Source organism: Hyunsoonleella pacifica (assembly GCF_004310335.1).
Classification (GTDB): Bacteria; Bacteroidota; Bacteroidia; order Flavobacteriales; family Flavobacteriaceae; genus Jejuia; species Jejuia pacifica.
The window spans coordinates 480488-496289 of record NZ_SIRS01000002.1 but is presented as its reverse complement, the minus strand read 5'-3'; the positions used below and the strand labels follow the sequence as shown (position 1 = coordinate 496289).

The 15802-nt window shown below is 32.0% G+C and carries 13 protein-coding genes; all 13 read right to left on the bottom strand.

From position 1 onward, the window contains the following. Positions 1-23 precede the first annotated feature (23 nt). The 13 genes from EYD46_RS05605 to EYD46_RS05545 all read right to left on the bottom strand — a co-directional run bounded on the left by EYD46_RS05605 (position 24) and on the right by EYD46_RS05545 (position 15517). Positions 24-347, bottom strand: a complete 324-nt coding sequence (locus EYD46_RS05605; protein ID WP_130936077.1) for a hypothetical protein — start codon at positions 345-347, stop codon at positions 24-26. A 340-nt stretch (positions 348-687) separates the two neighbouring features. Beyond that, positions 688-918, bottom strand: a complete 231-nt coding sequence (locus EYD46_RS05600; RefSeq protein WP_130936076.1) for a hypothetical protein — start codon at positions 916-918, stop codon at positions 688-690. Positions 919-946: 28 nt separating this feature from the next. Next, the gene (locus tag EYD46_RS05595) at positions 947-1726 is read right to left on the bottom strand and encodes a prohibitin family protein (RefSeq protein ID WP_130936075.1); all 780 of its coding nucleotides are present in this window, start codon (positions 1724-1726) and stop codon (positions 947-949) included. A 290-nt stretch (positions 1727-2016) separates the two neighbouring features. Continuing rightward, positions 2017-3012, bottom strand: a complete 996-nt coding sequence (locus EYD46_RS05590; protein WP_130936074.1) for a T9SS type A sorting domain-containing protein — start codon at positions 3010-3012, stop codon at positions 2017-2019. A gap of 16 nt (positions 3013-3028) precedes the next feature. Next, positions 3029-4513 (bottom strand): glycoside hydrolase family 30 protein, encoded by a 1485-nt coding sequence (locus tag EYD46_RS05585; protein WP_130936073.1) that lies wholly within the window; start codon positions 4511-4513, stop codon positions 3029-3031. Between the two features lie 12 nt (positions 4514-4525). Then, complete coding sequence (locus EYD46_RS05580) at positions 4526-5965, bottom strand: glycoside hydrolase family 30 protein (RefSeq protein WP_229731271.1); 1440 nt, start codon at positions 5963-5965, stop codon at positions 4526-4528. A gap of 15 nt (positions 5966-5980) precedes the next feature. Then, positions 5981-7705 carry a SusE domain-containing protein gene (locus tag EYD46_RS05575; protein WP_130936072.1) on the bottom strand — a complete coding sequence of 575 codons (1725 nt, stop codon included), beginning with the start codon at positions 7703-7705 and terminating at the stop codon, positions 5981-5983. A 10-nt stretch (positions 7706-7715) separates the two neighbouring features. Then, entirely contained in the window at positions 7716-9191 is a 1476-nt protein-coding gene (locus EYD46_RS05570; RefSeq protein ID WP_130936071.1) for a RagB/SusD family nutrient uptake outer membrane protein, read from the bottom strand. Between the two features lie 11 nt (positions 9192-9202). Continuing rightward, on the bottom strand, positions 9203-12145 hold the full coding sequence (locus EYD46_RS05565; protein WP_130936070.1) for a SusC/RagA family TonB-linked outer membrane protein: 2943 nt from the start codon (positions 12143-12145) through the stop codon (positions 9203-9205). 273 nt (positions 12146-12418) lie between these two features. After that, positions 12419-14008: a DUF6377 domain-containing protein gene (locus tag EYD46_RS05560; protein WP_130936069.1), complete on the bottom strand. Its 1590-nt coding sequence runs from the start codon at positions 14006-14008 to the stop codon at positions 12419-12421. 194 nt (positions 14009-14202) lie between these two features. Further along, the gene (locus EYD46_RS05555) at positions 14203-14772 is read right to left on the bottom strand and encodes a hypothetical protein (RefSeq protein WP_130936068.1); all 570 of its coding nucleotides are present in this window, start codon (positions 14770-14772) and stop codon (positions 14203-14205) included. 12 nt (positions 14773-14784) lie between these two features. After that, complete coding sequence (locus EYD46_RS05550) at positions 14785-15192, bottom strand: hypothetical protein (RefSeq protein ID WP_130936067.1); 408 nt, start codon at positions 15190-15192, stop codon at positions 14785-14787. A gap of 13 nt (positions 15193-15205) precedes the next feature. Beyond that, the gene (locus tag EYD46_RS05545) at positions 15206-15517 is read right to left on the bottom strand and encodes a hypothetical protein (RefSeq protein ID WP_130936066.1); all 312 of its coding nucleotides are present in this window, start codon (positions 15515-15517) and stop codon (positions 15206-15208) included. Positions 15518-15802: the final 285 nt, after the last annotated feature.

The window sequence follows — 15802 nt, the reverse complement described above, 5'->3', positions numbered from 1 at the left end:
GGCTGGGCATTAGGTTAAAAAGATTAAAACAAAAGTCTTCTGTTGTTTAAAGCAAGAGTTCTAAAATCTCCAGGATTAACTAAGTTCGTGGTGTAACCACAACTTTGGTTACATGTAACCCCACAACTACTTGTACAGGTTACATCACAGCCAGCTGCGGTACCAATGTCTCCAGTAATTACCCCAATAAACTCCTCGGGATCCAGTGCTAGTATTGAAGCTTTGGTTTTCCTATCTAAAAACTCTAACTTATCAATAGCTTTTTCTGTTTCGAAGATTAGTGAATGTAAAAGTTTTGGATCTCCTTTTACTTCTTTTAATAATTGATTGAATTGCTTTGCATCCATGATTTTAATTAAATATTTGTACCTACATTAACGCATTCGGCTATACGTCCTACTTATTAAAGGCTTTCGGATTTTACCTGTACAACTAGTTGTTAATTTAAAAAAATCAATAAAAGATGATTACTATTAGTGATTCTTTTCGTTAGCTAAATTAAATAGAGACCAATTTTAAATTAATAGGATTTTTAACCTTTTTATAGTAGGGTTTTTCCTTTTTTTTACACTGTTATAAAACGTATGGATACAATAATGTATAAAAACAAAAGCCGAACAACCTCTTATTTTACAGAGATTGTTCGGCTTAACTAACTAACCAAACTATTAAACTAATACTGCTGCTCTAAACTGCAGAACTTAGAGAAAAACCTTTAAGACGCTTGTCAATTTTGCGTTTTTTAATGGTTACCAATTTCATAATATCCATTAGTTTAGGATCTTTTGTTTTCTTATAAATAGTATTAATAGCTAATACTATTGCTTTAGCTTCTCGTGATGCTAACACCCTATCGCTAGTAGTCATTCTAGACATGCTTCTCTTTTCGAACTCTAGTGCTTTTTCTATTAACTTCATGATTTTTATGATTTAAAAATTAACTTACTTATTCATCAGTTTCAATTAAAAATGGTGTTTTACCATCGGTAATTATAATTTTGCTATTAGGCGATTTAGATAATTTATTAAAAGCTTCAATACTTCGTATTTTAATTATCTCTTGCGTTAAACCTTCTGATAAAATCTTTTGAGCATCTCTTTCTCCTTTTGCATTAATTATTTTTCGTTCTGCTTCTAATTTTTCCTGTTGTATTACAAACTCCATACGCATTGCATCTTGTTCTGCTTGTAATTTGCGCTCTATAGAACTAGCAAGACCACTAGGCAACTGAATACTTTTCATTAATACCGCAATAAGTTCTATGCCATCAGCTTGTTTTTCTAAATTTATCATCATTTTCTGCTTGATTTCTTCTTCTATATTTGCACGCATACCTGAATGCATATCTTTTGCAAAAAACTGAGCACAAACATCAGAAGATGCAGACCTAAATACACTAGTGATAATAGATTCATAATCTCTACCTAAGTTTTCTAAAACTGATGGGATTTTTTCTTGTTCTAAACGATACAGAATTGAAATTTCAGATTTTACACTTAACCCTTCTTTACTTGGTAGATTTAAGATAAGTTTTATGTTGTTAGTTTGAGTAGATTCTTTTATCACTTTACTATTAAAAGGATTGTAGAAGATGGTACCCTGAGTAACAACTTGATTGGATAATTTACCTAATGTTTGTTTTACACCTGCCTCACCAGGCCTAATAACTGCGCAACTTGTAAAAAGTAGAATTGTGGTAACTAAGAATATAACTTTTGTTTTCATAACTATTTTATTTTAAATTAAAATTACGAAACAAAAATCATATATTATTATTTATATTTTTAATGATTTATATAATCTAAATTTATGTTTTCAAAAAAATATTATAACTTATCTTCTCATAACAGTAATTAATAATCGTCTTTAAGTATTTATAAAACAGAAACTTATATTTTCGGTTTAAACCTTAAAAAAACTACTAGTCTATTGCTTAGAACATAATTTAAAAAAAAACGTCCAATAAAATATTTTTATTGGACGTGGTGTTATAGTGTACAAATTTAACTTACTCATTAATGCACCATCACTTTCTTAACTAACTGTTTACCTTCACTTGAAATTCTCACAAAATAAAGACCATTGGTAAGATTTTGAAAATCAATTACTGTGTCTTTAATTGAAATAATCTCTTGGATCGTTTTTATGGATTTACCTGTTACATCAAAGATTTGAACTTCTGAAATTTTACTATTAAATCCATCACTTAAAAGTTTTACTGATCTATCTAGTTGATTGTATAACAAGTTTAGCGAGTTAACATTAAAATCTTTAGTATTTAATGTTGAATAATTACAGGCATTAAATACATCTAAAAGATTCTCACCTGAACTATTAACGGTAACTAGCCTATTTGTACCAGTAACTGTAGCACAGGTAGCTTCTGGCCCTGGCGTTTCATCATTACCCCATCCTGAAGCACTTAAATACTTATATTCCAATTCGATAGGATAATCTGATGGTGTAGGAAGTCTTAAAACACCACTATGTATATCTCCTGAAGCATTTGGCAGTGATAACACTTCTGCATTCCAATCGGTTAACCAACCCGCTACATGTACATTACCTGCTGCAATGGTACCTTCACTAGACATATCTACATTTAATGTTACCTCAAAACTTGTTCCTGAAGCGTTACAACCATTAAAAGGTACAGGTTCTAAAACTACAGCCATACCAGAATTATTGATGTACAAGAATCTGTCTCCATTTGAAGGTGCGCAAGGGTACCCAGCTTGCTCCTCTGTACCCCATGCATTTCCATTTAAGAATTTGTATCGGTGCCATCCTTGATTTAACTGAATAGTTACAGCATAAATACTCGTTGCTCCTTCTTGAGTTAACATTGTAGCGTCTGGAGTCCAACCGTTAATTGTGCCCACCACATGTATTCCATTAGCGCTTACAGACTGTCCTGCCATGTCTACTCTAATAGTTACATCTACTTGTGCAAATGCTTGTACTGATATAAGCATAGCTATAGCAAAGCTTAAAATGTAATTTTTTTTCATTGTCTTAAAATTTTAGTTAATAAATTATTGTTTGCATTGCATGGGGCATTATTTTATAATCGATTTGATAATCGCTTACTATTAATTTATAATCAATAGGTTGGTCTGTTTTATTCATTACCACAGTAACAATTTCTCCTTCTGGATTTTGAAACGAGGTACTTTCAATCGTACTTCTACTCATTGTAGTACTGATGCGTTTTGCTTTAGGCTTTATAAACTTTGAAAAGTGCCCGATGTAGTAATAGGTAGGTGTATATATAAGCGTGTTAGTTTTTGTATCTGCATGTATAGGCGCAAAACAGAAGTTCTTAACATGATTTGGACCACCATTTTCATTTAACAAAATATTCCAATCGGTCCAACCAACAGTACCACTATTAAAATCGTTAATCATGGAATTACCATAACGTTCTGCATTAGACCAACGCTCATACTGCGTGGCATCAAATTTTTCTTGACATCCTTCTGTGAACAATAAATTTTTAGATGGGAAAGACGCTTTAATGTTTTTAAGATTATCGTATTTTGGATCACCTCCTGTCCAAGTTTCATACCAGTGAAACCCTATTCCCCAAGCGTATTTCATAGCTTCTGGGTCTTCAAAAATAGTATTGGCTCTATGTGATATTAAATCTCTATTATGGTCCCACACTACAATGTTTTTATCTCCTAAACCATTTTTTTCAAATGTTGGCCCTAAATTGTACTTTAAAAAATCTCGTTCTTCTTCGGCTGTATATATACAAGATTCCCAACGTTGTGTTGCCATAGGTTCATTTTGAATAGTTACGCCCCAAACTGGAATGCCTTCTGCTTCATAGGCCTCTATAAACTTTACAAAATAATTAGCCCAAGCTTGATAGTACTCTGGCAACAACTTACCGCCCTGAAGCATGTGTTTATTAGTTTTCATAAATGCTGGTGGACTCCACGGACTTGCATAAAACACCAAATCATCATTTACAAGAGCTTGGGCTCGTTTAATCATAGGTATACGCTTTTCCTTGTCTTTCGCAATGGAAAATGTTTTAAGCTCCATATCTCCTTCTTCTATATAAGTATGGCTACCTAAACCAAAATCGCTACTGTGGATACTGGTTCTTATAACGTTATAGTTGATACCTTCATCAGAGAAGTAGGCGTTTAGGAACTCCTCTTGCTTGTCTTCACTTAATTTTGAAAATACTTCTGCTGCCGCATCTGTAATAGCTCCTCCTATTCCTAGAAATTCTTGAAATTGCTTTTCTGGATTAACAAAAATGGCTACTTCAGTTTCTAATGGTTGTTTTGCTTCCTTAAACGTTTTCTGAATGTCTAAAGACAATCTTTTATCGGTATGTTCTGCCGTAGTATAAACACGCACTTGTTTACCTAATAGGCTTGTACTTTCTTTTACTTTACTTTCATAATTCATAGCTAAGTCTCTAGAATTTTCTTTTTGCTTACACGCAAAAAAAGCGGATACTATGAAAAGGAGGTATAAGATTCTTTTATTCATTTCTACTATTTTTTACCAAATAAATGTAGCTACTGAACCTGCTGGTATCGTTACTGTTATAGGCTCTGTTTGTACGTTAATGTTTAATGATTTTTGTACGTCTGAATTGTTTAATACAAGAACTACAATCTTATTCTCAGGTGTTTTGTATGCTACATTAGGAAACTCAAAAGAGGCACTAGATTCTACTCTTACAGAACCGGGCGGTACAAATTTTGAAGTATGTGCTATAATGTAGTACCCTGGGTTTCTTTGGATAGAATTACCATCTATTGTAACAGCACCCAAACATTCTTCACAACCGCCATTGGTATGTGGATCGCTATTAGGATCTGATGCCAAGTTCCATTGTAATACATTTTTACTCCAATTACGTGGTGCACCAACCATGAGTTCTCTAACATGCCAACGCATATCTCCAAAGAAATCTCCAGGTGCTTGTATCCACTGCTCTGTGAAATACAGGTTTTTGTCAGGATGTGCATTATGAACAAGCGACATGTTACTAATTTGACCAGCGTATAAATGAAAGGCTGACCCATCTACATAGGTTTTAGCAGAGGCGTCATTCATTATTGAAATAGGATAATCTGGATTATCAAGATTATGATCAAAAAGAATGATTTTCGTTGTTATGTTTTCTGTTGCAAATAATGGTCCCAAATGATCTCTGATGAAGACTTTTTGTTGTTCTGCGCTCATTACCATGCTTGGGTTATTAAATGGATTTTCTGGTTCGTTTTGTACTGTAATAGCATCTATAACGATACCTTGAGCAGCCATTCCTTCTACATACTTCACAAAATAATTTGCATACGTATCATAATATTGTGGTAACAACTCTCCTCCTACTGTATTATTATTAGTTTTCATCCATGTTGGTGCAGACCATGGTGTTGCCAAAATTTTAATATTAGGATTTATGGCTAAAACTTCTTTTAGTACAGGAATTAGATTTGCCATATCTGGATTTAGAGAGAAATTATCTAGATTAACATCAGTTTGTCCGCTTGGCAAATCGTTATAACTAAACGTGTTTGCATCTAAATCAGAAGAACCAATACTTACTCTTAAATAACTAATACTTATACTGTTTGCTCCTGTTCCAAAAAGTTCCTCTAAAAGATTTGCTCTAGCTGAAGATGACATGTTATTAATTAGCATAGCACTACCTCCTGTTAATGAATATCCAAAACCATCCATTTCTTGATAGCTTGTACCTTCATCAACAGTAATTGTAAAATTGTTGTTTGTGACCATTGGAAATAGGCCATTAGTTGTCTCAGCTAGTAGATTGGCTTCATCAGGAGAAGTGAGAAAAAAATCTACATTCACATCTGCAACTTCAGGTGGTGGGTAAGTTCGCATTTCATCATCATTACACGCCTGTAACGTCACTATAAGAAGTAGTATAAAATAAAAGTTCAAATTGTATATATTTAATAATTTCATGAGTCTTAATTTGTATTATTGAGCAAATTCGTAGGTTCCTGTTTGGTAATCATCATTTAATACTATAGTTACTGTATATGAGCCATCAGTATCTATATTAAGTAAGTTTGCACCTCCGCCATTAATAAGGTTTCCTGTTAATGAGGCTGGATTATCGCTACCTAAATCAAAATCCCATGGACTAATAAATTTACTATCTGATCCTGCTGTAAGATTGGCTGTAACTGTAAATGTATTTGGATGGCTGTACGTCATCTGTAACTCTTCTCTATCATCCCAAACTTGCCAGTGAAATAATTTAAAGTTGTAGTAAGACCATGTAAGTTCTGGCGCACTAAAATCTATAGTGAAACGTAATGCTCTATCTGAAACAACTGTAAACGTTGTGTTGCTTTCTACCAAAGTAATAGCATCAGTTACTAAATCGCCATCAGGAGTTACACTGTTGGCTAATACATCATTAACACTGTATGAAGTGCCCGAACCATCCATAGCACTATTAAGAGTATAGCTATTACTAGCTTGCATAGGAATAAACCTGCTAGAACTAAAAACATCCCCATTTGCAGATAACTCTTCAATCATAGTTCCATTTTCAAATAGAAATAATTGTGATGGTGTGTCTATGGGTTCAACAACAGTATCATCTATTTCAAAAGCATAATTATAGTTTTCAGCTGATAGATCTAGAGTTACAAAATATTGTCCCGTTTGGTTGTTTGGTATATCTTCAAAAGTTACCCCTTGGTTACCTGCATCACTTTCCAAAACAAGTGTATTTGGTGTACCAACTATTCGTTTTAATAAATAGCCCCAATCTCCATTGGCTCTAAACACAAACCCACCTGTTTCCAGCAGATTGATAGATGCTCTCCAAACACCATTGCCCTGATAAGCTAAAGGTTCATCACCTCCCCAACCACCATTGATTGGTGTACCTACCATACTCCAAAAATTTATTTGAAATAGTTCGTAGGTATTGTTATCTAAATCTACTCTTATTCTAAATTGACCTGAATCATTAGCTACTATTGCATCTCCAAATGATACTATATTACCATCACTCCCACCAAACTCTAATGCAGGTAGTGAACGTTCACTGTAAAACTTGTAACTTTCTCCTGCGACAAGACTTGTATAAACTTCATAGATATTTGATAATGCACCATTACTATCTGTTAAGCGTCTTAAAGCAATAGCTTGAGATAAATCATTATTATTTTCTGTTGCTGTTCCAGAAATGTAAAGTGATTGTGGCAATGCTTCACTTTCAAAACGTGTGATATTTAAGTTTGCAGTTGTTTGACTCGACTTGCTTAAGCTATTAGCTTTTACAGCAAATGTTATTTGCGCTTCTTCATTGGCTCGAAAACCTGAGAAAGCTAATGCTTGGTCTAATGCTTCATAACTTATAGATAGTGAAGTATTTGTACCATTATTAGATGATTCTGAGTTAAAAAGAGGTCTCGTGAAATCTGCACCTATTTCATCTATTAAAACTTCATAAGTAACTGCGTATCCTTCTGATGATTCTGCAGCCTCCCAACTAAAAGTAATAGTTTCATTAGGTGTGTCTTCATCTAATACTATTACAGATTCTATAGATGGTGTTAATATTGTTGGTGTGCTTAATTCCCATTGACCTTCTGGTTGCAAGTTACCGTCTGGATGGCAAGATGTTATTACTAACACCACACACGCCATTATAATTCTTATTGTATTTAAATTCTTTGTTATCATAGCTGGATTTTTAAAGTGGATTTGGATCTAAAGCTGGATTTCTATCTAACTCTTGTTGTGGAATTGGCAATAATTTTTTTGCCTCTGTCATATTATAATTAACTGGATTACCAGTTCTTAAATCTATTTCTACAACATCATTCATTGTAGAGACTAATACATTATATCTGGCAAGATCATCCCAACGTTGACCTTCTTGAAATAATTCTAATCGCCGCTCCTTAAGAATGGTTTCTCTTAATACCTGTTGTGAACTACTTTGAACGTCTGTTAAATCTGGTAATCCAGCCCTCGACCTAATTAGGTTTATCTCTGTAATAGCTGCTTGAAGTTGGTTTGTAGCATTTAAGGCTTCTGCCTTAAGTAAAACAATATCGCCATAACGTATTAGGTATGTATTATCTGCACTTGCAAAACCACTAGCGTTTTTCCACTTATAACTAAATGGAATTGATGTACCTTGGCTATTACCCCAATATTCGTCTACCCATTGTACAGATTCAAATAAAATAGCTGCATTTTTTCTAACCGTATCGCCTTCAGCATCAAATGCATTAATTAGATCTACCGAAGGTGTTACAAATTTTCTCCAAGTGTCACCACTAACTGATGGTGGCAACAAAAGCTGTGGACCAAAATTACCTTCATTTCCTCCTAAATATTGTACTTCAATAATCGATTCTGCATTGTTATAATTATTACCATCAAATAACTGATTGTAGTCGATAAGTTGATAATTTGCTGCGCTCGTCTCAACAGCTTCAATATGGTTTAAAACAGCTTGATAATCTGGCATTGGTTGCTGAGCATAGGCCTTAGCTGCCAGAGCATGAGCTGCACCTGATGTAGCTCTCCCTTTATTAATACTTGCATCATTTCCATAAACATCTGGTAGTAATGATGCTGCTAAAACTAAATCTGAGGTTATTTGTGCATATACTTCCTCTGCTGTAGAACGAGGTATATTAATAGCATCAGCTTCTGTTGAGGTTATTGTATTTGTAATTAAAGGTACCCCTCCCCATAATTTTACTAGTGTAAAATAATGGTATGATCTTAAAAAGAGCGCTTCACCTCTAATTTGGTTTTTACGTTCTTCTGTAAGTAAAGGATCATTAATACCATCTACGCGTTCTAATACTAAATTAGCTTTAGAGATGGCATTATAAATATTTGACCAATGCTTGAATAATCTGGAATGGGTTGGTGCAATATCAAGAAAATCTAATTGAAAAATTTCAGGATTGTCTCCTCCTGCGTAACAGTTATCAGATCTCACATCTTGAAATAATAGATAATCCCAAACATAATATTCTGAAGATTGAAAAGATTCGTAAGCTCCAACTAATGCAGCTTCTATTTGACTAGCTGTTTCATAAGCATTTCCACTTGTTTCTATAGAAATAGGTTCCAATTCTAAATAATCATCACAAGAAAGCCATGTTATTGAAATAAATAGAATCGTTAAAATTTTATATAGTTTCATAGATATATTTTTTAAAATGTTGCGTTTAGTCCAAATATTAAATTTCTGGTTTGTGGATAGGTACCAAAGTCTATACCTTGCACCGTATTGCTACCGCCAAAAGCGTTCACTTCAGGGTCGAAACCAGAATAGTTTGTAATCGTAAAGATATTCTCCCCTGTTCCATAAATTTTTAAAGCTGATATACCAAGCTTATCTAGAATACTTTGTGGTAAATTATAGCTTAGAGTGATGGTTTTAAATCTTAAATATGAGGCATCTTCAATAAACCTTGTAGACACTCTTGAATTATCACTATTCCCAAAGCTTGATCTTGGAATATTGGTAATATCTCCAGGATTACGCCACCTGTTTAAAACTGCTATTGATTGATTTTTAGGGTCTATCATGCCCTCGGTTTCAATACGTGTAACATTTAGCATATCGTTACCTTGAGAACCTTGCAAGAATACAAACAAACCAAACCCTTTATAACTTAAAGTATTTGTAACGCCATAATAAAAATCTGGGTTGGCATCGCCTATTATAGTTCTATCATCTGAACTTGGTGTAAACGTAGAGCTTCCATTTCTATCAATGTAAAACGCATTTCCTGTTGCTGGATCTACACCTCCAAAAATATAACCGTAAAGTGATCCTAAAGGTTCCCCTTCTCTTACCAAACTTGCTTCTCCTCTACCTCCAGTAATACCACCTTGAAGTAATTCTTGACCTACTAAATCAACAACTTCATTACGATTAAATGAAATATTAAATCCAGTATTCCAGGATAAGTTTTTTGTATCAATATTAACCGTATTTAACGCAAATTCTAATCCTCTGTTTTCAATCACACCAATGTTTCTTATGGCATTATCAAAACCAGTAGCTGTTGGCAACGGTGCATTTAATAGTAAATCTTTTGTCTTTTTAATGTATGCATCTGCAGTTAAGCTTATTCTACTACTAAATAGTGCAATGTCAATACCTATATTAGTTTGCTCAGACTCTTCCCATTTAAGCTCTAAATTTTCTATAGACGCAGGAAAAGTTCCAGGTTGCACTACTCCTGCAAAAGGATAATTGGCACCAGAACCAACACGCCCTAGATAACTGTATGCTTCAATATTATCATTACCTACAATACCCCATCCTGCTCTAAGTTTTAAATCATTAATGAATGAGTCGTCTTTGATAAAACTCTCTCTAGACATACGCCACCCCAATGAAAATGATGGAAAATACCCCCAACGTTTATCAGGTCCAAAAACACTAGATCCATCAGCTCTAAAATTGGCAGTTACAAGATACTTATCATCATAGCCATAATTTATTCTGCTTAAAAACGAGGTATTTGCTCTTTCTGATTTAAATGCTGATGCCGAAAACAGTTCTGCACCACCACTAGGCGTTGTTATGGCATCACTCGCAAAATTTCTAGTTTGTATACTACTATCCTCAAATCTAAATTTTTGCGCAACAGAACCTACTAATGCTTCAACTTTATGTTTATTATAATTTTTATTAAAGCTTATTGTATTCTCTACAATGTAATATGATTTTTTGTTGGTATTATTAATACCTTGACCACCTATAGCAACACCAAAACCGGTTCTAAAAGGGTCAAGAAAAGAATCAAAAACACCATGACTATTATCTATACCATAATTAAAACGGTATTTAAAATTTTTTAGAAACTTAGCCTCTAAGTAAATATTTCCTAAAAAACGTTGATCGTTAAATTCTCTATCCAATCCATCTGTACTTGCTAATGGGTTTTCCCAATTTTGAAATGGATTACTTGTAAACATACCATTATCACTAAAAACTCCTATGATAGATGGCGTTGTTAAAGCGCCTAAAAGTACGCCTCCTTGATTTACACTATTGTTATCATTAACATCAACATCTCTATATATAGTATAAGCTATTCTTGTGCCTACTTTTAGCCAATCGTTTATTTCTTGATCTATATTAATCTTAAAATTACTACGTTCTATCTCAGAACTTCTAACTGCTCCTTCTTGAGACAGGTAACCTCCAGAGATAAAATAATTAGTACCATTTACTTTTCCTGAAACTGATGCTTGATAATTTTGTGAAAATCCATTTTGAAATATTTCATCTTGCCAATCTGTGCGTGCTGTAAAACTATCCCAATCTGTAGTTAAACCCATTTCTGTCATTAAATCTCGATACTGTTCGCCATTCAATACAGGTAATGTATTCCAAACTTGAGATACTCCAGTATAGGCATCTAAAGTAACTTTAGGCTTAGATGTTGTTCCTCTTTTAGTAGTAATTAAAACAACACCATTGGCACCTTGAGCTCCATAAATAGCTGCAGAAGATGCATCTTTTAAAACGGTAATAGTATCTATATCACTTGGATTTATAGATCTAGTATCATTTGTAGGTACACCATCTACTACATACAAAGGTTCACTACTAGCATTAATAGAATTGGTACCTCTAATTCTTAAACTAAAACCAGCGGAGGGTTTACCAGAACTTGAGATAACTTGTACTCCTGATGATTGCCCTTGTAATAACGACCCCACTTGTGTGTTAGGTCTAGATTCAAAACTATCTCCGTCAATAGTGGCTACTGCTCCTGTAATATCTTTTTTAAGTTGAGATCCATAACCGACTACTACTACTTCATCTAGAGTACTAATATCCTCTTCTAATTTTACATTAATAACACTTTGTCCATTAACAAGTATTTCCTGTGTCTTAAAGCCCAAATAGCTAAAAACAAGAATGGAAGAATTGGTCACCTCCTCTTTTAATGCATAATTACCATCAAAATCTGTTGTAGTTCCTGTAGCTGTTCCTTTAATAATTATTGAAACGCCAGGTAATGGTATATCATCCTTATCTACAACTAGCCCTGAAACATTGGTTTGAGCTATTGCAAAATGACAAGTAAATAAAATAAGTACTGCAATCGTTAACCACTTTTGTTGTATCATTTATTTAGTTAAGTTTAAATTAATATTTAGTTAAGTTTAGATTGAAAATTTTCTTGATGCAATTTACTTTGACATAAGACTTATAACAATAGGGAATCTTTAAAAAGTGGATATAATAAAACCCAAAAACACAACAATTGACTAATAATCAATTATTTAATAATTTATTATTGAAACCAAAAAGTGGATTTAAAGTATGGAAATAATAAAAAATAGCACCTTTTTTTAAGGATTAGATATTAAAAAAGGTAAGAAAAAACAGAGTTGTAAATCTTATTGTATTTTTTTTATCAAATCCTCAAACAAAGCTTTGTCTTTTGACATACTTTTAATTGACGCCCTATAGTTGTAAATTGTATTTACTGAATATCGTAAGATTTTTGCAATTTTAGAACTGCTTGTTATTCCCAATTTTATTAATGCCAAAATCCGTAATTCAGTATTAAGTTTGGTCTTATCTTCAAGATGTATTTGATTGTCTTGCTTAAGTAGTTTGTTAACTGCATCAACAAAGTCTGGGTAGATATGCAAAAATGAACTATCAAAATTTTTATTAAAAATCTCTAATTCTTCATCAATTAATTGCTTAGATTTAGAAAGCTTTAGTAAAGCATTCATCTGATTTGCGTTTACATATTTACTTACTAATTTTCTATAAACATCTAATTTTGAGATGTATTCTGAATAAAGGTTTAAAAAATTACCTATGTAGTGTTCTTTTATTTTATCAACTTCTGAAAGTTCTTTATATAATTTTCTTAAATCTTCATTTGCTGTTTTTAATTCATTTCTAGCTAATGAAACTTTTTGAACTTGCTTATAGATAAGATAGACAGCAACTAATAAAAATACAGAAAGTATACTTATGAATATTAGCAGTTCTTGTAGACGCTCTTTTTGTTTAGCTGTTTTTTCCTCATAAGCCTTTGTTATTAAAGGCATACTATTAGCAATATTTACAAAACGTAAATTAGAATTATAAAATTCTGCATCATCATAGGAAAAATTAATATAACGATGAGCACGATCTATATCGCCTTCTTTAAAAAGTATTTTTGCAAGTGTCCCTAAAGATGCATTATCCTTTACTGAAGATTTAATATCAGAAATTGCAGATAGAACTAAGTACTTTTTTTGTTCAGTAATATTACCTTCTAATTCATAAAGCAATGATCTTTCAAAAGTTATCAATGAAAATAGTCTTGAACCGTCATTTACTTTAGATAAGCGCTGGTTATTTATCTCTAGCGCCATTTTAAGATTTCTATTATCTCTAAATTCCTTTTCTTTTACTCTCAAAGCTTCTTCAGAATCTAATTTAAGCCTTGAGTATAATGAGTCTTGATACGCTAAGTATAATTGAGTATAATTTAATTTACTACTGTTAACAGTTGTATTAAAGGCCAAACCAGAATACCCTTCACTAAAAGCAATGTAATAGTTATCTAATAAGATATTAGGAAGTGTTTTTTTAACCACTTCATTCAAAGCATCAATTGACTCTTTATAACGACCTGTATTTACGAGTAATAGCCCTAATTTAAGTTTCGATTCATTAATATATGATAAGTTCTCTAATTGATTTGCAATTTGAATGTTACCTTCTATATATCTAAGTGCATTATTAAAATTATAGAATTGATAGATCTTGAAAAGAGAGTTATTAAACGCGTATATTTTTTCTAAATCTGTAGTCTCATTTCTATGAGTAAGAAGGTTTCTGATTTGTTTTTCTTTTTGCAAATCATAATCTTGATGCATATTCATAGTAGACTCCAGCTCAGTTATTAGCGAATCTAGTTGCTGTGCATTGATTTTTAATTGTAGACAAAGAAATACTATAACAAATATTATGGTCTTCAAAAGAGCAAATTTTCTACTAAAATATTGATTATATTTTATAGTATATCAAATACCATGATATGCCTAACTTTACTGTACAAAATGCATAAGGCTTTTATTGTAAAAACACTAGTATTATGAAATTTTTGTGGAAATATTCAATTTTAAGTAGTTATAATTTACATCTTGATGGAAAAAAGTAATAGTAAAGCTACTTATGTTTCTATTATTTTAGGCCAAAATAGATATCCTGCAATTACTCCAAGTACAAGTATTAATAGTTTCATTTCATTTGTTAAATCTAATTTAAAACCTACCTTACTATTACAGTTAAGAGTCTCGCAATCTCTATTTTCATAATGAAAAGAATCACTCTCAAATTCTTGACATAGTACTCTGGTAACATATTTAATTTCCACCTTTTTTATAATAGTTTGATAGTTAGAACATTTAACATCATCACTTATTATAATTTTGTTTCCTATAATTATAAATCCAACAGATATAATGACAAGTATGATTAAGTTCCAAACAAAATTTATATTATTTGATACTTTTCGTTGTAAAAACACATTGGAAATAAATAAACCAAACAACCAAATTAGCACAATAAACTTAGGCGATGAGTTATAAATAACTCTACTAATAGTTGGGAATTGTGAAAAAGAAACAAATACAATATCTAAAACTACTAATGCAATAAAAACAAAAAAGATAATTTTCTTGAACTTCTTTGCGCCTTCACTGTTCGCTATTTTTACTAAGCTATTTATTTGGTTTTTCATATTGATAATTATTTAAACGAAAATATTCATGCTCCAAATAAAGTGACCTGCAAACAGCCCACAGATTAGCAACAAAAAATGAAAAAACACATTTGAAGTTTTAAATTTAGACACCAATCCACTAATAAGAAAAATTGAAACTAAAACTGCTATTACAAGAACATCAAAAATGCCACAATCCAAATTTATTCCTAAAGTTTGGCAATCAAACCACCTATAAGTTATCCCTAGAAAAAGGTGCCCAGAAATTACACCAAAACAAAACGTAATAAAGTAGTACTTATCATAAGCCCATTGTCTAATTAACTCATTAACATTATCATTAGGAACATTGTTCAATTTAGCTATTATCTCTAACGCAAAGAGAATCAGTACAGCTAATACTATTACAGCGGAAACTACCCAATACAAAGACTGCATATTAATTTATATTTTAAGCATCTATATTCAAATTAAAATCAAAGATATCATCTTCTAAATTTTGAAGTTTAGATTTTTCTATTTCTTCTTTCAATCTATTTACAACCACCCTACAAGGGGCTAAAAATGGTTTGCGAGTAATTTTTATACTTAGCGTATTCGTAGACTCATACCAATCAGCAATAAGTACTATATTTTTATCTTCTAACATTATATCCCAAGGATTATCGCCTTTTACAGAAGCACCAGCTCTTAATAGTGCTTTAATAATTCTTTCGACCATGCTCTTAGAAACCTCTTTTACAATAAATTTTTCGCAAGCCATAATTTACTTTTTGTTTATACATTAATTATTTTACAATGTATATTCTTTATTGCAGGCTAAGAATACCCAATAACAGGTAATTTATAAATTATTTATATAGTGAAATATTAGAAAGAACAACACTACTTATTATGAAGTAATGCATGTAAATATAATAAATTTAACAGGAAATTAGAGACAGTATAAAATGATTAAAACGTGTAATAACAATGAATTAGTATTCTAATTAATGAATTTCATAGTTATTGATATAGGCACAAGTGAATAAATCGTTCATGTGAAATT

Excerpts from the sequence above, each read along its gene's own strand:
- EYD46_RS05605 (WP_130936077.1), bottom strand. The coding sequence starts at position 347 with ATGGATGCAAAGCAATTCAATCAATTATTAAAAGAAGTAAAAGGAGAT.
- EYD46_RS05600 (WP_130936076.1), bottom strand. The coding sequence starts at position 918 with ATGAAGTTAATAGAAAAAGCACTAGAGTTCGAAAAGAGAAGCATGTCT.
- EYD46_RS05595 (WP_130936075.1), bottom strand. The coding sequence starts at position 1,726 with ATGAAAACAAAAGTTATATTCTTAGTTACCACAATTCTACTTTTTACA.
- EYD46_RS05590 (WP_130936074.1), bottom strand. The coding sequence starts at position 3,012 with ATGAAAAAAAATTACATTTTAAGCTTTGCTATAGCTATGCTTATATCA.
- EYD46_RS05585 (WP_130936073.1), bottom strand. The coding sequence starts at position 4,513 with ATGAATAAAAGAATCTTATACCTCCTTTTCATAGTATCCGCTTTTTTT.
- EYD46_RS05580 (WP_229731271.1), bottom strand. The coding sequence starts at position 5,965 with ATGAAATTATTAAATATATACAATTTGAACTTTTATTTTATACTACTT.
- EYD46_RS05575 (WP_130936072.1), bottom strand. The coding sequence starts at position 7,705 with ATGATAACAAAGAATTTAAATACAATAAGAATTATAATGGCGTGTGTG.
- EYD46_RS05570 (WP_130936071.1), bottom strand. The coding sequence starts at position 9,191 with ATGAAACTATATAAAATTTTAACGATTCTATTTATTTCAATAACATGG.
- EYD46_RS05565 (WP_130936070.1), bottom strand. The coding sequence starts at position 12,145 with ATGATACAACAAAAGTGGTTAACGATTGCAGTACTTATTTTATTTACT.
- EYD46_RS05555 (WP_130936068.1), bottom strand. The coding sequence starts at position 14,772 with ATGAAAAACCAAATAAATAGCTTAGTAAAAATAGCGAACAGTGAAGGC.
- EYD46_RS05550 (WP_130936067.1), bottom strand. The coding sequence starts at position 15,192 with ATGCAGTCTTTGTATTGGGTAGTTTCCGCTGTAATAGTATTAGCTGTA.
- EYD46_RS05545 (WP_130936066.1), bottom strand. The coding sequence starts at position 15,517 with ATGGCTTGCGAAAAATTTATTGTAAAAGAGGTTTCTAAGAGCATGGTC.